Annotated in this window: 26 protein-coding genes; all 26 read left to right on the top strand. The window is 35.1% G+C overall.

The annotated features are described in order from the left end of the window. Positions 1–144: 144 nt before the first annotated feature. The 26 genes from AB671_RS10875 to AB671_RS10750 all read left to right on the top strand — a co-directional run bounded on the left by AB671_RS10875 (position 145) and on the right by AB671_RS10750 (position 20,050). Positions 145–387, top strand: coding sequence for a hypothetical protein (locus AB671_RS10875; protein WP_066679323.1), 243 nt, complete (start codon positions 145–147; stop codon positions 385–387). Next, complete coding sequence (locus AB671_RS22270; RefSeq protein ID WP_157444189.1) at positions 384–554, top strand: hypothetical protein; 171 nt, start codon at positions 384–386, stop codon at positions 552–554. The genes AB671_RS10875 and AB671_RS22270 overlap by 4 nt, the downstream gene beginning before the upstream one ends. A gap of 4 nt (positions 555–558) precedes the next feature. Next, positions 559–804 (top strand): hypothetical protein, encoded by a 246-nt coding sequence (locus tag AB671_RS10870; protein ID WP_066679324.1) that lies wholly within the window; start codon positions 559–561, stop codon positions 802–804. Between the two features lie 60 nt (positions 805–864). Further along, positions 865–1,131 (top strand): hypothetical protein, encoded by a 267-nt coding sequence (locus AB671_RS10865; RefSeq protein WP_066679325.1) that lies wholly within the window; start codon positions 865–867, stop codon positions 1,129–1,131. After that, positions 1,124–1,513, top strand: a complete 390-nt coding sequence (locus AB671_RS10860) for a hypothetical protein (RefSeq protein WP_066679326.1) — start codon at positions 1,124–1,126, stop codon at positions 1,511–1,513. Before AB671_RS10865 ends, AB671_RS10860 begins: the two co-directional genes overlap by 8 nt. Positions 1,514–1,515: 2 nt before the next feature. Next, entirely contained in the window at positions 1,516–4,479 is a 2,964-nt protein-coding gene (locus tag AB671_RS10855; protein WP_066679327.1) for a primase-helicase family protein, read from the top strand. Continuing rightward, positions 4,479–4,874, top strand: a complete 396-nt coding sequence (locus AB671_RS10850; RefSeq protein ID WP_066679328.1) for a hypothetical protein — start codon at positions 4,479–4,481, stop codon at positions 4,872–4,874. Before AB671_RS10855 ends, AB671_RS10850 begins: the two co-directional genes overlap by 1 nt. Before the next feature lie 468 nt (positions 4,875–5,342). After that, the gene (locus AB671_RS10845; protein WP_066679330.1) at positions 5,343–5,801 is read left to right on the top strand and encodes a hypothetical protein; all 459 of its coding nucleotides are present in this window, start codon (positions 5,343–5,345) and stop codon (positions 5,799–5,801) included. 27 nt (positions 5,802–5,828) lie between these two features. Continuing rightward, entirely contained in the window at positions 5,829–6,284 is a 456-nt protein-coding gene (locus AB671_RS10840; RefSeq protein ID WP_066679332.1) for a hypothetical protein, read from the top strand. A 115-nt stretch (positions 6,285–6,399) separates the two neighbouring features. Beyond that, a complete protein-coding gene (locus tag AB671_RS10835; RefSeq protein WP_228390950.1) occupies positions 6,400–7,155 on the top strand; it encodes a S49 family peptidase in 756 nt (251 codons plus the stop codon). A 3-nt stretch (positions 7,156–7,158) separates the two neighbouring features. Continuing rightward, positions 7,159–7,602 carry a hypothetical protein gene (locus AB671_RS10830; protein ID WP_066679336.1) on the top strand — a complete coding sequence of 148 codons (444 nt, stop codon included), beginning with the start codon at positions 7,159–7,161 and terminating at the stop codon, positions 7,600–7,602. 2 nt (positions 7,603–7,604) lie between these two features. After that, positions 7,605–8,621, top strand: coding sequence for a hypothetical protein (locus tag AB671_RS10825; RefSeq protein WP_157444188.1), 1,017 nt, complete (start codon positions 7,605–7,607; stop codon positions 8,619–8,621). 9 nt (positions 8,622–8,630) lie between these two features. Further along, the gene (locus AB671_RS10820) at positions 8,631–9,059 is read left to right on the top strand and encodes a hypothetical protein (protein WP_066679339.1); all 429 of its coding nucleotides are present in this window, start codon (positions 8,631–8,633) and stop codon (positions 9,057–9,059) included. A gap of 4 nt (positions 9,060–9,063) precedes the next feature. Continuing rightward, positions 9,064–9,639 carry a hypothetical protein gene (locus tag AB671_RS10815; RefSeq protein WP_066679342.1) on the top strand — a complete coding sequence of 192 codons (576 nt, stop codon included), beginning with the start codon at positions 9,064–9,066 and terminating at the stop codon, positions 9,637–9,639. 3 nt (positions 9,640–9,642) lie between these two features. Further along, complete coding sequence (locus tag AB671_RS10810; RefSeq protein WP_066679344.1) at positions 9,643–9,951, top strand: hypothetical protein; 309 nt, start codon at positions 9,643–9,645, stop codon at positions 9,949–9,951. A 35-nt stretch (positions 9,952–9,986) separates the two neighbouring features. After that, on the top strand, positions 9,987–10,667 hold the full coding sequence (locus tag AB671_RS10805; RefSeq protein ID WP_066679348.1) for a hypothetical protein: 681 nt from the start codon (positions 9,987–9,989) through the stop codon (positions 10,665–10,667). 54 nt (positions 10,668–10,721) lie between these two features. Then, positions 10,722–10,970 carry a hypothetical protein gene (locus AB671_RS10800; RefSeq protein WP_157444187.1) on the top strand — a complete coding sequence of 83 codons (249 nt, stop codon included), beginning with the start codon at positions 10,722–10,724 and terminating at the stop codon, positions 10,968–10,970. Positions 10,971–11,110: 140 nt separating this feature from the next. Then, positions 11,111–11,923, top strand: a complete 813-nt coding sequence (locus AB671_RS10790) for a hypothetical protein (RefSeq protein WP_066679353.1) — start codon at positions 11,111–11,113, stop codon at positions 11,921–11,923. A 225-nt stretch (positions 11,924–12,148) separates the two neighbouring features. Continuing rightward, positions 12,149–13,462, top strand: coding sequence for a DNA modification methylase (locus AB671_RS10785; protein WP_066679355.1), 1,314 nt, complete (start codon positions 12,149–12,151; stop codon positions 13,460–13,462). A gap of 163 nt (positions 13,463–13,625) precedes the next feature. After that, a complete protein-coding gene (locus AB671_RS10780; protein WP_066679357.1) occupies positions 13,626–14,549 on the top strand; it encodes an amidoligase family protein in 924 nt (307 codons plus the stop codon). 28 nt (positions 14,550–14,577) lie between these two features. Further along, positions 14,578–14,823 (top strand): hypothetical protein, encoded by a 246-nt coding sequence (locus AB671_RS10775; RefSeq protein WP_157444186.1) that lies wholly within the window; start codon positions 14,578–14,580, stop codon positions 14,821–14,823. Positions 14,824–14,918: 95 nt separating this feature from the next. Further along, a complete protein-coding gene (locus AB671_RS10770; protein WP_228390951.1) occupies positions 14,919–15,542 on the top strand; it encodes a hypothetical protein in 624 nt (207 codons plus the stop codon). 388 nt (positions 15,543–15,930) lie between these two features. Then, complete coding sequence (locus AB671_RS10765) at positions 15,931–17,097, top strand: hypothetical protein (protein ID WP_228390952.1); 1,167 nt, start codon at positions 15,931–15,933, stop codon at positions 17,095–17,097. A 387-nt stretch (positions 17,098–17,484) separates the two neighbouring features. Continuing rightward, positions 17,485–17,790, top strand: a complete 306-nt coding sequence (locus AB671_RS10760; protein ID WP_228390953.1) for a hypothetical protein — start codon at positions 17,485–17,487, stop codon at positions 17,788–17,790. Positions 17,791–17,793: 3 nt separating this feature from the next. Further along, positions 17,794–19,125, top strand: a complete 1,332-nt coding sequence (locus tag AB671_RS10755; protein ID WP_066679365.1) for a hypothetical protein — start codon at positions 17,794–17,796, stop codon at positions 19,123–19,125. Between the two features lie 34 nt (positions 19,126–19,159). Continuing rightward, on the top strand, positions 19,160–20,050 hold the full coding sequence (locus tag AB671_RS10750; protein ID WP_066679367.1) for a DUF6712 family protein: 891 nt from the start codon (positions 19,160–19,162) through the stop codon (positions 20,048–20,050). The last annotated feature ends 4 nt before the right edge of the window (positions 20,051–20,054 follow it).

Genomic DNA, 20,054 nt, shown 5'->3' with positions numbered 1-20,054 from the left:
CAGGAAATTGCGCTGATATTATGATTCTCATGTTTTATTTGAGTTTTCATGGTTATTAGTTTTTACCCGGAACGATTCTTCGCTCCGGGTTTTGTTTTAAATATTAAAAATGTGGAACAGTAATTTTTACACCATCAAAAAACTATGAAAGATAACGGTAAATATAATTTTCAAGACACAAAAAATGGCAACATAATAACATTTGAGAAAGGTTGTATGGTTGATGCTGAAGTTCTATTTAATGAGATTTTTGGAAGTACTTTTCTCCAAAACAAGTTCGTAGATCTCGATCCTGGAAAACCTACAGATTTTCAAAAAAATATAACTATAAAAATCAGTAAAAAAATAATTGTAGAAATAAAAACAATATCAAAAACGAAATTATGAAGATAGAAATTAAAACTCGAAAAAGTGGAAATCTACATTTAGCCTGGTGTCTCATGCCTGGAAAAATAAAGGGAATAATAACAATGTCTGGGAGCACTGCTGAAATAGCTATAGAAAAGCTTCAGCTCTGCCTAGATAACAAACCTTACAGTCATTTAGAAAAATAAAAAAATGAATTATAAAGCCTTTCAACTATCTGTCACGACAAGCCTTTTAGTATCTCGTGGCTTCGATGATAATGAAAAACCCATCGTAGAAATTAAAATTTATTGGATGGATGCAAAAGAAGAAAATCAATTGGATACTCAATGTTTATCGTTTCCATCTGAAGAAATTACACAAGCTTTTATTATTGATTTTAGTGAAACGACAGCTAAAATATGGTGTAACTCAATTCTTGCAAAAAGTGAAAAATAAAATTCTAAAATTTTTCCTTCAGTACTCAAATAAAAAAATATTAAAAAAACATTGGTAATAATGGAAATTGAAACATTTAAAACTCAGTTAAAAGAAACTATAAAAAAAGAATTCCCTGGAGGAATTTTAGAACAGAAGATAGCAGAAGGAGTTCAAAAACACTCGTTAAATTTTAGAGAATATATTTCGCTTAATCCCTTGAGCAATTTTGCAGAGTGGAAATTTAAATTAGAAAACTCTGTGAATATAGAAACATTGAATCCTGGAGAACTTCTTTCGATTGGAATTTTTCTTTTAGCACTTGATGAATTGAAACCTTATGAATAACAAAACTTTCAAAAAAATAAATAATTATACCTGGATTCCGAATGATGGAAAAAAATCTCTGCAGGAACGGCAAAGATTGCTTGATGAAAAATCTTTGAGCAAAAGCAATAATTATTTAAAGGAAAAAAAGAACCGGAGGCCGATTGATCAAAGTAAATTATACAAAAGATTTATAAATGAAGTTTTTGAACATAGAAAATTTATAAGTCAAAAAGAATTTTATGAACTGCTCCGGGACAAGTTCAATGTTAACACAACCTGGTATAGAGACCGAATGATTCAGCTCGGCTATATAACTCTTCACAACAAACTAATCAAGGTTGTAAAAAATGAAAATAATCAATCTTCAGAGCAATCAAGAGATAATAATACTGAAAACTAAAAATGAGTGAATCATTAAGAAATTCTGCAACTAAAATTTTGAATGCTACAAATGGTGGTTTAGACGAAATTTTAAAACTATATCCTCAAGCTTCTACAAACAAAAACTTTAGCATTCGGAGCGATGATAAGCATCCTTCAGCTTCTTTAAAATTAGTAGATGATAGATGGAGATTAACAGATTGGAGCGGTGAAATAAAAGCACAAGATTGTTTCGGGCTATATGCTTTAGAAAATAACATTGCATATTTTGAAGCTATTTTAGAAATTGGTAGAGAACTTCAGAATTCTTTTGGAACACAGATTTTCGAAGAAACAAGAGCCTTTTATAAATATGAATTTAGAGAATATGATTTAGATGATTCTCCAGTCGAACTAAATGATAAAAACTTTCATTTTGAATCGAAAGATTTTAATGAGTATGAGCTGCAAATATTAGGACCCCATGTTACTGCAGAAAACTGTTTTGAAGTTGGGCTCCAATCTTTAAAAGAATACAGTTATTTTAACGAAGAAAAGAAAAAAGTATTCAGGTTTATAGCAACTGATAAATTTCCAATACTAGCATTCGTTAATAAAGATTCTAAAATTGGTCAATGGTTAAAAATATACATGCCAAAAGGCAGTAAAAAATTATCTGATGACGGTAAAGATAGACGCTTTCGACATGTTGGGGGTCGTCCTAAAGGTTTTGTTTTTGGGTTAGAAAAAATTAGAAAAATCTATCTTGATAAATTTGAAGAAGAGAGACAGCGAATTGCAGATACTCAAAAGAAAAAAATTGAAGATGTAGATTCTAGGGATGTAAATTTCAAATTAGAAAGAATTTGTATTGCTACAGGTGGAAGCGACGGTTTGAATTTATTAAGTCTGGGCGAATTTGTTATTTGGTTTAATTCAGAAACTGAAAAAGTTGATAAATTCTTGATGAAAGAATTATTAAGCTTAGCACATGATGTTGTTTATATTCCGGATTCAGATGTCACCGGAAAGCGTGAAGGAAAGGAACTCGCGCTACAGTTCCTACCAATGAAAACCTTATGGCTTGATAAATATTTTAAATTCCCCGGACAAAAAGATGTTAAAGACTATGTTAGATCTAATCAAAGCAAAACTATTGAACAGCTCCGATATGAAATTAAAAAGATGTTAAGTCTTGCAATGCCGGCGCAGTTTTGGGAGGCTTCAGTGTCTGATAAAGGACGTGTGACCTACAATTTTCATCACATGTATGCATTTTATTTTTTGCGACTTAATGGGTTTTGTAGAATTGATGATCACTCTAGAAAAGATGGTTACTACTTTGCCCGGGTGCATGGCCATGTTGTCGAAGAATTGAAAACAACGCAGTCAATAAAAGATTTCTTTCGGAACTTTCTCCTGGAGAAGCAAGACCAACTTGGAGTGAGAGAAATCCCTTATGCTTTGCTAAATATGCTGATTACTTCTCAGAAAATCACAGACGGACATTTAGCCAATATGCACAACCGTACATTAGATTTCACAGATTTCACGCCCACAAAACAGTATTTCTTTTTAGGAAATCGAGCATTTAATGTTTCTGCAGATGGTATTAAAGAAGCCGGAACAGAACAGGAACCACATTTTGAAAATTATGTTCTGCAGTCTCAACTAATTGATAATTTAATTAAAGAAGAAACTGATCATGTAATCACAGCAAAAGAAATTAAAAACTTCAAAATCGATAATCCTTACTTCAAAATTTGGAAAACCGGAGACGGTCTCTATGATATTGAAATTTTATCAAAAGAATGTGATTTTTTAAATTATCTGATTCAGGTATCAAGAATTTATTGGGAAAAAGAAAGGACAAGTTACATCGACAATGGGTATAAAGAAGAGGTTTTCTTTGAACAAACGCTTTTCCAAATCACAAGTAAGTATTTGGATGATAACGAAAATACTGAGCAAAAACAGCATTTAATTAACAAAATTTTTGCTTTTGGTTATTCCGGACACAGATTTAAGGATCCTACAAAACCATGGGTATTATTTGCTGCAGATAATGCTGTGATTGAAGATGATGTTGCAGAAGGAGGAGCTGGTAAATCTTTGTTTTTCGAAGCAATGAGATATTTCATGAATCGTCATGACATTGATGGTAAAGGCGACATAGAAAATGATAAGTTCTTATTTGAAGGCGTGAATCAACATACTGATTTTATTCTTTTTGATGATGTTCGGAGGAATTTTAACCTGGAGAGTTTCTTTTCAGTCATCACATCTAAATTGACTGTTAATGAAAAGTTCGAGGCAAAAGTAAATCTCGCTTATAGGAACTCTCCAAAATTTGGAGTTTCAACAAATTATGCAATCAAAGATCAAAGAGGATCATCGACTCGTAGAAGATTGATTATGGGCTTTTCCGATTATTATCATGCTTCAAATGACGAAAGGGATAAGAGAGATCCAAAAGACGACTTTAACAACTCCTTATTCTTGGATTGGAAGACTGATCAGTGGTTTAAATTTTTAAATTTTGTCTTTCAATCAACAACTTTCTACATGCAACAGGATGTAAAAATAGAAGCTCCGGATGGTAACATTAAAATGAGAGCCTATTTAACAGATATGGGTCAATGGTTTAAAGAATGGGCTGATGAATTTTACCCAAATATTATTGGTCAAAAAATGATTAAGCAAGATGTTTTAGAAAAAGCAAAACTGAAGAACTTCAAGTATCTCGGAAATATGACATCCAATGCTTTCAAAAAGAAAACAAGCATTTGGTGTAAGGTTAATGGCTATCAGTTCGAAGAAAGAATTATGGAAAATCTCGACGAAAAAGATGAAAATGGAAATATTAAAATGGATATTAATGGAAAGCCTAAAAAGAAAACCACCGAGCATATTAAAATAATTGATCCTAATGCAATTGAAGAACTCACATCTTCTTTGCAAAAGAGTTTAAGATTTGATACAACTGACCCTTATGAAGTAAAATAATGAATACAAATCATGCTCAATTTCCTCCATTTAAATCTGATTTAATAAAACACTTTGGCTACCTCAGTTTTCATCTTAATCTGATCAATACTGATCTCATTGGGATAAGACTGGTTGCATCAGGAGAAATAATTGTAATCACCTATAGGGCTAACAGGAAGACTGGATTTATTTACGAAGGTGAAAAACTAAATTCACAGCAAGTCTTTCATGTCTATTGTGATGTTCCTGACACATTTAATGAGTTAGAAATTTATGAGAATCAATGTAATCAGGAAAAACAAAGAATTGAAGTTCTAGCTCCACCAAGAGATCAATATGTTTTCATTAATGAGACGGAAATTCGAAAAACCAAAATTAAAAGATTAGCTTCCACGATAATTAACCAGAAATAAAATTTTTTAGGCGATTCTCAGGCACTTTGGCTGACTCTCTGCCCTTACATACTTACAGAAAAAAATAAATAGGTCATCCCCGGGCGAAAGCACGGGGATTCCTTTTTTATATACACACGGGGAAGCGCTGCACCTCCCCCTCCTCTCCACCACTTTTTAAAATGATATTTGAAAATGTAATTCTGTAATGATATTGGCAAAGGTTTGATTATACATTTATTACACTTTTTTTTTAAAAGTGTAACTAGAAAAAGAATTACAGAATTATCTGTAATAAAATAAAGGTTTACACTTTCCAAAAAAATGGAAAATTGGCGTTACAGTTTGCTAAATCTCTCCAAACGCTTTATTGATGATGGGTTTACACAATTACAAAATTACATGTACATTTTAAGCATTATTTTTCTCAAAATTGTACTCCCACTGTAAGCAGATTTATTATTTATTTGCAGCCTATTAATCAACTGAATGCAAAAAATTACTTTCCAACTACCGGTTCCCCGGTACCTTAAAAAAATTCTAGAGATCAAATATGGAAATGAGTATCAAGCCAAAGAAACAACGCTGTTTGGAATGGTAGTGATCAACACTTTGCAAAAGAAGTCGGACCGAAAATATACGTTCGATAAAATGCAGAGTCAAAATGATTACTTCTCAATCACCCTGGGAATGGACAAGGCTCAACGAAATGGCTTCCAACATGGCCAAAAACGAGCTTTCCAATTGTCGCACCTGATTGAAAGAAATATAAGGGAGGAACTTTACAATGCATGTATTTTTAATCAGATCAATTATGGAATTGAATTTCAGACGACAATCCTTGATTTTCTTACTATGTATGACATTACCGAAGATGAATTATCCTACGAAACTCTGAGAAAAGATTTTAATCGTTACAAACTTAAAAATCTGCATAAGTTCAAATAAATTTATGTAGAAAATTGCGCCGAAAATATGGAAGAATTTAAAAATCAATCTGAGTCCTTTTTTAGAGAGGTAAGATCAATCGAAATTTACCGAGCCTCAGATGTTTCATACATCAATGTTTTTAATGGAGTTTTCCCAGATCCAATTAAAGTTCTTTATGTATTTCATTTAGTTCCGGAGAGATTATCCAGAAGTATTTCTTCAAAGAGAAGGCTGGGCAATGATTTTACTGCTGTAGATGTTAATTTTCCGCTGTTGGATTTGTCTTCAGAAAATATAAAAAAATGTGAAGAATACTTTAATCGTAAAGGATTCGCCATTATTGAAGTAACGAATGTCGATAAGATATTGTACGGAAATAGCCTGGAATCTTTGAAAATCGATTTCATTGACAATCGGTTAAATAATAATTCTGGAGACGATGAATATACCATTGCAATCTCTGGAGAGACTATTATCAAACCAAAAATTCAGAATTTGTAAACAAATACTGTCCTTTCTCAACCTTCAACATTAAAACAATTTTGTCCGTGAAATCAACAAGATGCACGGACTTAATTTTTTTAACACTCCCCTGGCAATAGATAAAAATTATCTAATGTCATTTTTAACTGAAATGATTATTGGCTTCAAAACCAATACTCTTGTTTCTGCAGAAAAAGTGCAGGAAAAATTCATCAAGTCTCTTGATCTTCAAATGAGCGCCAATTCTAATGGTGCTAGCAAATATCCAGTTGTATTTAACATTATCGGTCCGATTATAAAGTATTCAACATACAATATCCTCGGAACCTTGGACATGCAGAGTATTCTCCGAAATATTGATGCTAATCCAAACATCTCCGGAGTTCTTTTCAATATTGACTCTGGAGGCGGACAAGTTTCCGGAACTGCTGAGTTTGCAGACTTCATCAAAAATATGAAGAAACCAACCATTGCTTTCACTTCAGAAATGCAATGTTCAGCTGCTGAATGGATCGCTTCAGCTTGTGACCTAAAAATTGCCAGCCCTTTTGCGAGTCATATTGGTTCCATCGGAACTTATTTATCATTTCAGGACTTCTCAGCAATGTTCGAAAAATGGGGTGCGAAGATTTACGAAATCTACGCACCTCAATCCACAGAAAAAAACGCCGACATCAAAGAACTGATCGACGGTAACGAAGCGCCTTATAAAGAGCGCCTTAAAATAATTACAGACGAATTTATCTCGACCATCAAGGCCAATTACGGCGAAAAACTCACGGATGACGGTCATGTTTTCAAAGGAAAGACATACAACGCTACTGAGGCCCTAAAAATTGGCCTGGTCGACGAGATAATGACATTGGAACAAGCCCTTTTAAAATTTTAATTTATGAATAAACATACTGCAATTCTAGGTGTTTTAGGTCTTACTGTTTTGGAAACTCATTCCGGAATTATGTCTACTAAAGCACACGTTCGAATGACAGAGGAAGACTTAGATAAAATCGAAGCTCATCTGGAGGCCAATGATGTGAGTGGTCTTAATACTCAGATCACAAATTTGACTACAACTGTATCAGAAAATACAGCTTCTCTAGGCTCCATTAATTCTGCTATTGCTTCAGCATTTGAAACTAATGGATTGGAGCTTCCTGAAGGAACTTCTGCTGCTGACGCAATCGCCACACTTTCTACTAAGTGTAAAGAATATGGTGAAAAAACCAACACTCACTCATTCATTAAAAATGATGGAAAAGATAATGAGACTTTGTTGGAAGGTTACATGGATCCAAACGCCGAACACAATCAATTACTAACAAAATTATTTTCTTAAAAATGAAAATTGACGAAATCAAAATCGAAGTTTGGAGATATCTATTAAAGAATCCAAAAGTTTTACAAGCGGCCGTATTGTCGTCTTCAATCGCTCTTAATGCCCATGCAACCACGATCACAAAAGTAAGAGGTGAATATCCTTCTCTACACTCATTAATCGGACATGTTGTTCAAGGTTTTGACTCTAAAAAAGTAACTCCATTCGGAGAAGTACAGTTTAGAAAAAAAACTATGAAGAATTACCATCAAAAATTTGACTTCAGGTTAAATCCCGCCGAAATCATTGGTACGGTTCTTCAGGAAATGTACGATGAAACAAAAAGTTTGAAAGACAAATCAATTTCAAAACTTTCAATTGATTTGTTATTAAGCAAAATCATTGATGATGTGAACATTCTTTCGGTACAAGGAGTTTACAACGCTGCAAAAGTAGGACTTAACAGTCCTGAATTTGGTTTTTCTATGGATGGTCTTAATGAGATTATCAGAAAGCTTTTGCTAAACACTGAAAACCCGGCTTTCCTTATTCCTGGAGACGCGATCACTCAATCAAACATTGTTGATGTATTTACCAAATACGAAAGAGGTCTTCCAGAATTGATGAAATCTAAAGTGAAGAAAATTTTCACGTCTGTCACTGACGCTGAAGATTATGCGATTGCTTATGAAGATCAATTTGGTAAAAATACTATTTACAAAGATGGCGATAAGTTAGTTACCAGACTTGGAAAAAGAGAAATCGTAGGAATCGACGGTTTAACAAGAGGTACTATCATTTCTACTGTTGACAATGGTTTTGTAAAAATGGTAGATGCTATCGATAACCCTGCCACTATCACTTCTGTTCAGGAATCAGGAAGAGAATTAGATATTCTAGGAGAATTCACTTTAGGATATGACTTCGCAATTAATGAGCTTACGTACGTCCACACTCCAGATGCAACCAAAAACAGAGGTCTAAGGGAGGCAGAATTGAATAAGTTGTATTACCCATCAGAAAAAGGTTTAGTCGCTTAATAAAATTATATGTCTGAAAAAAATAAAAAAGTTCCTTTTGCTGAATTACCAGCAGAGGAGCTTCAGAAAGTAGCAATTGAGCTGCAGGAAAAAGAAATTCAACTTCAAGAAAAAGAAAAGTCTTTAGAAAAAAAAGACAATGATCTTGACGAACTGATGAAAAAAAACTTGGAGATGGCCGGAAATCTAGTAGAGAAAAGAGCTAATCTCGAAAAAAGAGAAGCTGCTGTTGCAAAAAAAGAAGCTTCTCCTAAAAGTTCAAAACCCGAACCAGGGTTAGAATTTGAATTCGATGGAGGCAATTATCAATTTAGTGATGATGCGCCTAAAACAATCTCAATTAACGGTAAAGGTTACACTCAAGAAGAAATTGCTGCAGATGAAAATCTAGCACTTGCTTTAATTGGAGGTAATAGTGGTTTAATCATAAAAAAATAAAACAATGCCAGAAGAATTAGATGAATGTTCTTTCAAAACTGTAAGAACCGAAAACATGGGTTATTGCCCAAATCAAGAAGTTGTAGGAGGTGTAAAAGCTGACTTCTATTATATTCCCATGGATCAGCTTAAAACTGTTACCAAACCTGTTGTTACTGTTAATACTTCTTACGAAGCAGGTGTAACACTTTTAGCTTTAGTTCCAGAGACTGACAAAGGATTCAAAAAAACCACCTGTATGATCGATGAAAATGAATTGAAAAACAATTTAGTCGGAACAGTAGGAAATATGAAAGACCAAGCTCAATTTGACGGAATGCTTCCCAACTTCATTAAAAAGAATGTTGGTTTCATTAAAAGACACAAAAACACTCCTATGTGTTATGTTGTAGTTGACAGTACAGGTCAGAAATGGGTTGTTCTGGATGCTTACATGACTAAAGCCGATGCTACAACTGCAAAAAAATATGAGGAAAATGCAGGTACAGCCTTTAACGTTACAGCTCGTAGCGGGCTGTATGCTTTTGACGGTGAAATTGTAGTAATTCCAGATACAGCTCCAACGCCGCAAACTCCTTAGCAAATGATTGCAAATGATAATTTTTTATTAACTGTTGCTGTTGGATCCATCATCATTGGATCCAACAACTCTCAGACGAAAATCACCGAAGTTCCAGTTAATGCTTTACAGCTTTGGGAAAATGGTAATCATGCGCTTTGCTTGAGGAAAAAAGGTATAGAACTGCTAAAAGATTATCCGAAGGAAAGAATTCAAAAATTAATTGAAATCAGAACTCCAATAAATTTCAAAGCAGAATTAGAGCTTTTAAAATCTTTGTTGAAAGCCAATGTAAAAAAAAACGCAGCGGATAAGCCGACAGTTACAAAATAAGATCAAAGCTCCTAGAAATAGGAGCTTTTTTATAAATGGAAAAGCATATACTTAATTTAGAGATTTATCTTACTTACGGAGGAGATTCAAAACTGGCGATAAGATATAAAGCTCCTACTTTAGAAAACCGGGCAAAGATTGCGTACCTAATTTCTCGGCTTCCGAAAACAGTTACTCCAGAAGTTTCTGAAAATTCTCCAATAACTTCTCCAGGAGAAAAGAAAGAAATACTTAAAAGAGAAAGACCAAAATTTATCGGTGTTATTGCACAGTATCCTCAGGAACTGCATAAAACTTATCAGCAAGTAGATTCTTTATGGTTTGAGTTCTGTGAGCTCAAGCTTGAACTTAACTCAGTTCCTGCAGATCAGAATGAAGATGCCTATGATCTGCAGAAAGACATTTTATCAGTGATGGAAAAATTCGATAGTCAGAAGAAAGTTTTAGATTATTATCTTGAGCATAAGCGAGTTTTACCGTTGGCTAGCAAGAAAGATTTTTCAAATATGAATATACTGCAGCTAGACCAAAAGTTTAAAAATCTTGAATCTCTTATCTGCAGAAGGAAACAAACCATTGTAAAAATGCAGAACGAATTACCTCCGGATGATGATCAGAATTATAGAAAAAAAGCTGCTGCAGTTCAGAGAAAAATTGAGCAGCTTCAGGAATATATTCTAGACCAGGAAAAGATTCAGGAATTGTTGTCTGATTAGCGGACAATTATTTTATTTGTTCCCATGAAAAAAGAAATACAAACTTTTTTAGAAATGTTAGGAGCTCATGTGAGTGATCATAGTCCTGAGATATACAGTTTCGTAGGTCAGAGAGAGATAGATGTTTATTTCGCTTTTTTTGAAGATAAATTATTCATCGACCTACAATACAACCCTCTTACTGAAAGACTTTATGACGGTAAAACGCCCAGTCTTAAGAAGTTTAAAAAAATAATTTCTGGTTCAAAACTCAATTATTTACTTGAACATTATTTAAAAAGAGATGAAAAAATTCTACAGTAGGAGACGATTAAAAAAAATGATTCGGTTAAGCCGGCGAAACGAAACTTCAGTGAGATTAATTATTATGCAAAAATTGATTGATATGATACAGGACGATTTTAATAAAATGTATGAGCTAACAAGATACAGCATTCATCAATATGACAAACAAAAAAAGGATCAGTAAACTTCTGAAGAAAAAATACAGACCTTCAGAAAGACCTAGAAAAGTAAAATATTTCAAAGATTTTAAATTTGGAATCGACTTTGGCAGCTTGAATTCCGATATGGCAGCGGCTTTTAATCAGCTTGCAGAGGTTGCGGCCGAGTTTACGACAATTGATTTACGTGGTTGGCAACCGCCGGTTATCCATCCAATCAAACCACCTTCTCCAATCTATATGCGGAATCCTTTTCTAGTTTACCCCGATAAACCAGAACCAACGCTTCCAGAGTTGAAAAGAAGAGTTGACGATTTAGAATATATATTAAAAAATACACGAGTTGGCACTGAAAGATGGTTAGAAAATTTAAGGCGATTACGAAAAGCAAGAATAGACTTTGAATCAATGTGGGAAAAGAAAGGAAAACCAGGAATAGCAGAAATGCTGAAAGATGTAACTGATAAGTTCGTAACCGATCTAGAGAGGTATAGATCAAAAATATTTGAATATAATTTTGAAAAAGAATATCTCAGTAGGCCGATACCAAAAAAACCTATAGTCGATATGCTGGAAAATTCTTTATTGAAAACAAAACAATATCGTGACTGGCGATATCCACGAAACATTTTTAAAGAAGGTCTAACAACTTTTGAAAAAAAAGGTGAAACGATGTCCGGGGATATTATCTACACTTGTAAATTAACTGAAGACGGTTTTCGTTATGAGATTGATTTTATAAATAAAATTCATCACACCGAAATAATTGGTGAACGGCGAATACGACTTCCAAAATATAAAGCATTTTGGTAAAACAGACTCTCAGCAATTGTTGAGAGTTTTTTTGTCCTTTACTCAGAGTGCTGATCTCACTTCATTTGAACAAATTCTCTAGGAGGAAAAAACGTCCTCCGCAAAATTCAAAAATCTCACCTTTCAAATATTGGATACAAAGACCCCATGCGGAGGACTATAAAAAGTCTTCTGTTTGGGGTTTTTGTGTATTTGAAAAGTGAGATGAGCAAATTTAGTTATAAAATGAGAACTGACAAGTTAAGTGATGAAAAAATTATTTCATCCCCGTTAGAATGGTACACCGTGCAAAGGAAGGTGTCCGAATTAATCCCTTGTGATTTTAATCCAAGGCAAATATCTGAAGAGGAATTATTACGGCTTAAAAAAAGCCTGGAGAAATTTAACCTGGTTGAAATACCGGTGATTGATTTCGATAATGTTTTACTTGCCGGACATCAGCGAGTCGCTGCTTTATTTATCCTGGAAAGAGGCGAAGAGCTGATCGATGTGAGAGTTCCAAACCGGAAATTATCTGAAGAGGAATTCAAAGAATACATGCTGAGATCAAATATTCACAATGGTGAATTCGACTGGAGTAAGATCGAAGAGTTTTTCCAGGATATTGATCTGGAAGATATCGGTATGGATTTAGGAGCATTTGAAGAATTTTTGAAAGACAATGCATTTGTTCCGGATGAAGAGGAACAAGACTTTAATCCGGAACCACCTGCAGTTCCCAAAACCGTGGAAGGTGATGTTTATGAACTTATATCGGTTCAGAAAGGAATAAAACATATTTTTACTTGTGGAGATTCTACACTTTCAGAAAATTACAAAAAGATTTTAGGTGAAGACAAATTCAACCTAATCGTTACAGACCCGCCTTACAACGTAAACTACGAAGGTGGAACAAAGGATAAATTGAAGATAAAAAATGATAATATGTCGAACGATGAGTTCTTCAGTTTCTTATATCTTTTCTATCAGGAATGTTTTATTAACGCCGAGCTTGGAGCACCAATTTATGTATTTCATGCAGATTCTGAAGGTGCTAATTTCCGAAATGCCCTGAAGCAATCCGGATATAAATTATCTCAATGCTTGATTTGGGCAAAGAATTCAATTGTGATGGGTCGTCAGGATTATCACTGGAAGCATGAGCCGATTCTGTACGGTTGGAAAGAAGGCGCTTCGCATCCATGGTTTTCGGACCGAAAACAATCCACAATCTTAGAATTTAACAAGCCGCTGCGCAATGCCGATCATCCAACAATGAAGCCTTTGGATATCGTGAGCTACCTGATTAAAAATTCATCAAAACAAAAGGATATCGTCGGAGATTCTTTCCTTGGATCCGGATCAACTTTGATCGCATGTGAAATGACCTGGAGACAATGCCGCGGAATTGAGTTGGATCCAAGGTTCGCAGATGTGATCGCCCGTCGTTGGATCCAGTACATGAAAGATAACAACCTTGCGTATGAAATCAGAAGAAATGGTGCAAAGCTCACAAATGAGCAAATTGACGAATTATTGACTCAGATAGTAGCAGAATAACTTGCTTCTGCACCTTATTTTATTTATCTTAGACATGGTCTTTAAGACAATCCGAAGCCTGACATTAGTCAGGCTTTTTTATTGAAAATAAAGCACTTATGACTTGCGTGTTTGACGGTTTAGAGCGTACTTAGACTTGTAAATAATTAGAAAACAATACGATATGACACGCGAAGAAATTTTAAACAGCAACTGGACAAAAACGAAAAAAGGAGAAGCATTATTCGACTTAGGCTTCACCAGACTTCAGGTCGCTGATTTAATTTGTAACGGTAACAGAGGCTTTTCTTACAACATCTGGAAAAAATGGAACGAAGCAAGAACCGCCAACCCACAACCAAGTGCACCGATAAATTTTGAATTTGAATTTACAAGAAAATTCGGAGTAGAAATAGAATTTTTCGGGGCAAATCCAAGCCTAACGCAAAACTTTAGAAATTCAGGCCTTGAAGCAAGAACCGAAAGCTACAACCACTCAAGCAGACCACACTGGAAATTTGTATCGGACGCTTCAATAAGAGGAATCAACGCTCAAGAAATGGTAAGCCCAATTTTACAAGGAAAAGAAGGCCTATCGGATTTTAGAAAAGCCTGCAAAGCCTTGAGACAAAGCAACGCTCAAGTAAATACAACCTGCGGAGTTCACGTTCACCTTGACGCAAATGATTACTCAATAGAAAATTTCAGAACACTTGTAAAAAATCAATTTTTCATTGAGGAGCAAATAGACAAAATAATGCCATCAAGCAGAAGAGCAAACGCCAATAGATACTGCAAAGGATTTAAAAGCCTTGGAAGAACAACGCTTTTTGCAAAAATAGACAACTGCCAAACGGTAAATCAAATGGCTCAATATTTCGGAAGCAGATACTATAAATTAAATTTACAAAGCTTTCAAAGACACGGAACGGTAGAATTTAGACAGCACGGTGCGAGCACTAATTTTTTGAAAATAAAAAATTGGATTTTGATTTGCGCTAGGCTTGTAGAATTTTCTAAGCAAAATATTTTAATAACCGACTTAAACCAAATACTAGATGAAAATTTACAGGAATTTTTCGAAGACAGAGAGCTTTCGCTTGCATAGTAAAAATGATTACCTTTACCCTCAGATTATGAGGGTAAAGATTATCACTGACGACAAAGAATTTACGGCAATATCAAATTATGATATCGTGCTTTTTCTTTGGCAGAATTCATTTCAAAAAGAAAAAACGATTGAAGAATTTATGGTTAATTATTCCCGTCGAGCAGTTTTGACAAATGATGAAAATATCAGAGCAAATTCGGTCACAGATTTTGTAGAGGATTTGATAAAAGAAAATCACATAAAAATTACCGAAACGGCTGGTCTTAACTAGAAGAGACCATGTCTAAGATAACACTATAAATTTGCAGTTGCAAGTTTAAATTCAATTATTTACACGCTGAAGCCTGACTCTTGTCAGGCTTTTTTATGTCCTTTAATTACCTGATTTGCGATGATATTTTCGCTGTCATGGATATTGTAAAATTTACCAAAGACAACACGTTTCAGAGAATTAAAGCCTGGTACATCGATGAAGATTCGGTGGAACTGACACCTGAAGAAATTCTCCGTAAAGACAGACTCGTCCACATCTGGAGTCTCCGACTTAATAATAAATATTCTCCGGCGCAATCTGTAAAGATTCTAATTCGCGACCACAATATATCACAGGCCACCGCTTATAGAGATTATTCTCTGGCAATGGAGCTATTTGGGTCGATTGATCAAATAAATCTCGCTGCAGAAAGAATGGTACTAGTAGAGAATTACTGGAATCTCTACCAGATGGCCTTAAAGAAAGGAAACGAAGAATCTGCACGAAAAGCCTTGGATTCTTACACCGCCCTATTCGACTTTGATCACAAAGAATCAACTGTTGATCCTAAAAAACTTGAAGCTTCAGTTTACAAACTTAATCTTCCAAGAGGTGCTAATAACATGCTTAAATCAATGTTTGAAGGTGGCGTTGTCGATTTTAACAAAATCGGAGCTGAAGATGTTTCCTGGAAGGAAGTTGATGAAAATGTAGAAGAGGCGGAGGACGATGAGTAATTTTTCAAAATACAATCTTCCGATTCGAGAAATTGAACTGAACCTCATGCAGGTTGCAGTTGATTTTGCAATTAATACGGTTAAGATTCCCAATATTACCGTCAAGGCAGCCAGGGGAACCGGAAAGTCTACAATTCTAGGCGATGCAATCATGACAGCTGTAAAATGGCTTCCTAGATCAACCGGCGTAATTGTAGGTGAAACCTTCGTTCAAATCAAGACAAGAACTCTTCCATCGACGAAAGAAGGGATGGAAATGTTCGGACTCTATGAGGGGATCGATTATGTTGTGGGGAAATGTGGTAAAGATTTAGGCTTCGAGATGCCTTTCCAAGCCCCGGACTCTTGGGGTAATGTTATTCACTTCAGCAACGGTACAATTGCAGTTATGGTGTCGCTCGATAACAAAGATTCTGGTCGTGGTATTAATGCTTATTGGGTGATTGGAGATGAAGCAGCGCTATTAACTTATGAGCGTCTCTACAACAACGTTATTACGACTAACAGAGCGAAGAAAGCAATTTTTAAAAACAGACCGATGTTGCACGCTCAAATCTTTGTAACATCGGTTCCGATGACAAAAAAAGGTGAATGGATTCATCATAGAGAAAAGCTTCACTTGGAGGAAGTGAGAAACAAAGTTCCGGTGCATTTGAAAAAACATTTGTTCATCAAAGCAAATGCTTATGTGAATGCTCACAACCTGAAGGACGGATGGATTAATGATATGGAGAAGGAAGCTTTATCCAAGACATTGTTTAATGCCGAGATTCTAAATATTGATCCTATTGGAGTCCAGGACGGATTCTATGCTCAGCTGAAGCCATCGCTGCACTATTATAATTACAAATATAATATTGAGATGGTTGGCTTGGAACTTAACGAAACATTCAAGCCGAGCTGTAAGTATGATGAAGATCTTGTACGTGGACAACCTCTCCAGGTCAATCTTGACTTTGGTGGAAAAATCAACTGTCTGACCGTATCTCAGTACCTGAAGTCTCAGAACAAAGTAAACTTTATTAAAGAATTCTTCCGGAAGAATCCTGATATTCTGGATGAATTGGTACAGGACTTCATTGACTACTACGAGCCACACAAGGCCAGCTCTAATGAGATTCATTTGTATTATGATAAGTATGGAAATAAGAAGGAAGCTAACTCAAAGACCACATTGGCCGAGGATGTTATGAATAAGCTACGAAAGGCCGGATGGAAGGTTATCAATAAGACTCCTAATACCAACAACCCAGCTCATGCAGATAAATATAAGCTTATCAACGCAATCTTATCTGAAACTAATATAATGCTACCATCTGTAAGAATAAATAGTGATAACTGTCCTAACCTGATTATATCAATGGAGAATGCACCTCTGAAAGGTAATGATGCATTTGAAAAAGATAAAGGTTCTGAGCGAAGTACAACTACGCTTCAGGAACATGCAACTCACTTCAGTGATACACTTGACTACTGTCTGTTCTGGCAGTTCTGGCATCTCATCAATCTGCGAAGGCAGTCATCATTCCCCATTACCAACCTGGTACTGAAATAAGCCTGCATAATGCAGGTTTTTTTGTGTCTCCGACATCAATGTCGAGGACATCCCCTCCTAGGGGTTCGAATTCAATGCAACCCAAACCATGGTTTTTGGCAAAAACGCCCCCACACGCTCTGTGAGGGCGTTTTTCAAGATTTTACCCTGGCATATTTCGTAAAAATCGAAAACTGCAATTGTAGAAAGGCATAAGGCGACTGTGTGGGTCAACCTCATTCAGTGAGAAAAAGCATTGAGAATGCCCCCTCAAAATTTTGCTAAAAAATTGAATTATTGATACTTAAAAAAAATTACCATGAGAAACCCAGGTGTAAATTCTCACTTTTAAATAGTGTCCTTTATTTCATCAGGTGTCAGGTTGATATTCGCAGTATGCAAAATGAGATGCTTTTGAGTGATGTTCTCAAGGAAATGAGGAGATTGGATGAACATAAAAATCCAGTTCCTTTTGATATTACTATCAGAACTTACAACAGTCAAAATAAATCCGGCGGTCGATTGGTCACTTATGAAAATGCAGTACTAATGCAACCACCGAAAAAGCCCGGACTTATTCGCTTATCGCAAAAAATTGATTTTAAAAATCCTAATCATTTTGCCAACCGTACCCGGAATCTTAAAACGAATGAAGGTATAAAGAAAATTCACATTTTATTCATCATTAAATTCAACGGCGTTGATGTCGTTTAGACTATGAAAATTTCTCAGGGAATTTATTCCGTTGGAGGGCGCTCTAATCAGACAGCAATTTTTTTTAATAAGGTCAAAGGCGAACCACAACACTCAAATTTAAAAATCACCAATACAGAAACCCTTATTGATAATAAGTGGTTGCCTTGGGGTGATAATAATTTGTATCCTCAAGAGTTCGCAGCCAAATTAAAAATGACCGGTGTTGCAGTTGGTGGTCTTGAAGTTCTCACAGCTGCTCACTTTGGAACTGGGTTTCGTCTTTACCAAGGTCAGGAAACTGAGGAGGCGATAATCTTTAAAGAAAGATTAGTGAGCTCTTTTCCGGATATTGCCGCTTTCTACTACCGTACAAAATTCGACATATTTAATTCTGAAATTATCACAGATTTTGAAACTTTCAGAGTCGCTTTTCCTGAATACCTACTTTCGCCTAATGGAGATAAAATAATTTCTGTTAGACGATTAAAAGCAGCCGAATGTCGTTTTGAAGTTCCTGATAAAAATGGGATTATCAATAATATCGGTGTTAATACCGACTGGGGAAATTATAAGACAGAAAATACTGCAGTAATTCCATGTTTTGGAGCTAACATACCTATCGAGGAAGTCAAAGCTTACTGTAAAGAAAAAGGAATTGTTCGATTCACAATTCCGGTTATTGATACTCTTCTTATTGAAAAATCTTATCCGTCCGTTGGGTGGCATGCCTCATTTAAAAACGGATGGGTTGATGTAGTTCTGGCGATTCCGGCTTTTAAAAAAGCAATGTTTGAGCAGCAGCTCAGTGTAAAATATCTGATTCATATTGCTGATGATTATTTCAAACATATCTATCAGGAAGATTGGGACGCCTTTTCACCACTGGAAAAACAGGCGAAACGTACTCAATTGGTCGATCTTATTGATTCGGAATTGAAGGGTTCTAAAGGTGGTGGAAAGTCTATTATCTCGCCATTCTTCCGAGATGAAAATGGAAAAGAAATCAAGGGTATTCAGATCGATGAGATTAAGCAGCCTCAAGGTAACGGTGATTTCCTTCTTGATAGTTCTGCAGCTAATTACGAGCTTCTAACCGCAATGGGTGTTGATCCATGTCTGATTACCGGTGGAGCTTTCGGAGGAAAAACATTATCCGGTTCCGGATCCGACAAGCGTGAAGCCTGGACAATTCTTTGCGCAAAACTTCCAATCAAACAAATTAGAACTCTTCAGATCTTTGAAAATATTAAGTTCTGGAATTCTTGGGATCCTACTGTTTTTGGAAAATTTCCAAATATAAATCTTACAACCTTGGACAAAAATAAAAACGGTCAAGAAAAAGTAGTTAATTAACAAAAAAACTTATGCAGAAAACTGCGCCGAAAATATGGAACATTATATAACCCCAGAAAATATAAATGAGTATCTGATTTTACCACAAAATTTTGACTGGGATCTAGTTGATCAAGAACTTGGATTCGGAGAAATTTTTGAGTTTATTCCTATGCAAATTTATCTAGAGCTTAAAGATTCAGAAGTTGCTGGAGAAGTTGAAATTTTTAGATTATTAACGAAAGCTGCTACTCACTACTCTTTCGCATTATCTATTCCAAAAATAAAAGTGCATATCACAAATTATGGTGTACAGCAAGTTAATGAAGATAAAACAAAAACAGCACCATGGTGGGACGTTCGTGATTTAGGGCTGTCATTACTGAAATTTGCCGACAAATTATTTTCTGAAGCAATCACCAAACTTTCATTTTTAGAAGCCTTAAAAGAAAGGATTCCATTTTTTGAGAATGTTTCTGGAGATATTAAAACTCCGGATGAATTTGAAAAGATTTATTCGATAAAAAATTCTCCAAAAGTTTTTTCATTACTGCAGAGTTTTTTGGAACAAGCTTATGCCCTCAATATTTTAGATAAAATTCAGCCAGATTGTTTAGATCAGATTAAAACAAAACCTAATCTTTACAAAATTTTAAAACAAGCGAATGTTTATTATTCGCTTTACTACGCCTCGCTACTACCAAATTTCGTTTTTCTTCAAAATGCTGTAGCAATACAATACGAGGAACTTCCGTGGCAAAAATCACAAGTTCTAAGCTTTGATGAGAAAGCGATGTCCGGAAAACAATTTCTGAAACTTGGAGACTCGACTGTAAAGGTTATTACTGATTATATAAAAACTCATATTGATGAATTCCCTTGTTATTCAGGTCCTATTCCAGATCGACAAATTCAGGCAAAAGCTTCAGGAATTTATTTAACATAAAACG

It is taken from the genome of Chryseobacterium sp. BGARF1 (genome assembly GCF_001677955.1).
Classification (GTDB): domain Bacteria; phylum Bacteroidota; class Bacteroidia; order Flavobacteriales; family Weeksellaceae; genus Chryseobacterium.
Note: the sequence above shows the minus strand (reverse complement) of the source record. Positions and strands in the feature narration are given on the sequence as shown.

Coding starts and splice junctions, on each gene's coding strand:
- AB671_RS10875 (WP_066679323.1), top strand. CDS start 145: ATGAAAGATAACGGTAAATATAATTTTCAAGACACAAAAAATGGCAAC.
- AB671_RS22270 (WP_157444189.1), top strand. CDS start 384: ATGAAGATAGAAATTAAAACTCGAAAAAGTGGAAATCTACATTTAGCC.
- AB671_RS10870 (WP_066679324.1), top strand. CDS start 559: ATGAATTATAAAGCCTTTCAACTATCTGTCACGACAAGCCTTTTAGTA.
- AB671_RS10865 (WP_066679325.1), top strand. CDS start 865: ATGGAAATTGAAACATTTAAAACTCAGTTAAAAGAAACTATAAAAAAA.
- AB671_RS10860 (WP_066679326.1), top strand. CDS start 1,124: ATGAATAACAAAACTTTCAAAAAAATAAATAATTATACCTGGATTCCG.
- AB671_RS10855 (WP_066679327.1), top strand. CDS start 1,516: ATGAGTGAATCATTAAGAAATTCTGCAACTAAAATTTTGAATGCTACA.
- AB671_RS10850 (WP_066679328.1), top strand. CDS start 4,479: ATGAATACAAATCATGCTCAATTTCCTCCATTTAAATCTGATTTAATA.
- AB671_RS10845 (WP_066679330.1), top strand. CDS start 5,343: ATGCAAAAAATTACTTTCCAACTACCGGTTCCCCGGTACCTTAAAAAA.
- AB671_RS10840 (WP_066679332.1), top strand. CDS start 5,829: ATGGAAGAATTTAAAAATCAATCTGAGTCCTTTTTTAGAGAGGTAAGA.
- AB671_RS10835 (WP_228390950.1), top strand. CDS start 6,400: ATGTCATTTTTAACTGAAATGATTATTGGCTTCAAAACCAATACTCTT.
- AB671_RS10830 (WP_066679336.1), top strand. CDS start 7,159: ATGAATAAACATACTGCAATTCTAGGTGTTTTAGGTCTTACTGTTTTG.
- AB671_RS10825 (WP_157444188.1), top strand. CDS start 7,605: ATGAAAATTGACGAAATCAAAATCGAAGTTTGGAGATATCTATTAAAG.
- AB671_RS10820 (WP_066679339.1), top strand. CDS start 8,631: ATGTCTGAAAAAAATAAAAAAGTTCCTTTTGCTGAATTACCAGCAGAG.
- AB671_RS10815 (WP_066679342.1), top strand. CDS start 9,064: ATGCCAGAAGAATTAGATGAATGTTCTTTCAAAACTGTAAGAACCGAA.
- AB671_RS10810 (WP_066679344.1), top strand. CDS start 9,643: ATGATTGCAAATGATAATTTTTTATTAACTGTTGCTGTTGGATCCATC.
- AB671_RS10805 (WP_066679348.1), top strand. CDS start 9,987: ATGGAAAAGCATATACTTAATTTAGAGATTTATCTTACTTACGGAGGA.
- AB671_RS10800 (WP_157444187.1), top strand. CDS start 10,722: ATGTTAGGAGCTCATGTGAGTGATCATAGTCCTGAGATATACAGTTTC.
- AB671_RS10790 (WP_066679353.1), top strand. CDS start 11,111: ATGACAAACAAAAAAAGGATCAGTAAACTTCTGAAGAAAAAATACAGA.
- AB671_RS10785 (WP_066679355.1), top strand. CDS start 12,149: ATGAGAACTGACAAGTTAAGTGATGAAAAAATTATTTCATCCCCGTTA.
- AB671_RS10780 (WP_066679357.1), top strand. CDS start 13,626: ATGACACGCGAAGAAATTTTAAACAGCAACTGGACAAAAACGAAAAAA.
- AB671_RS10775 (WP_157444186.1), top strand. CDS start 14,578: ATGAGGGTAAAGATTATCACTGACGACAAAGAATTTACGGCAATATCA.
- AB671_RS10770 (WP_228390951.1), top strand. CDS start 14,919: ATGTCCTTTAATTACCTGATTTGCGATGATATTTTCGCTGTCATGGAT.
- AB671_RS10765 (WP_228390952.1), top strand. CDS start 15,931: ATGGTGTCGCTCGATAACAAAGATTCTGGTCGTGGTATTAATGCTTAT.
- AB671_RS10760 (WP_228390953.1), top strand. CDS start 17,485: ATGCTTTTGAGTGATGTTCTCAAGGAAATGAGGAGATTGGATGAACAT.
- AB671_RS10755 (WP_066679365.1), top strand. CDS start 17,794: ATGAAAATTTCTCAGGGAATTTATTCCGTTGGAGGGCGCTCTAATCAG.
- AB671_RS10750 (WP_066679367.1), top strand. CDS start 19,160: ATGGAACATTATATAACCCCAGAAAATATAAATGAGTATCTGATTTTA.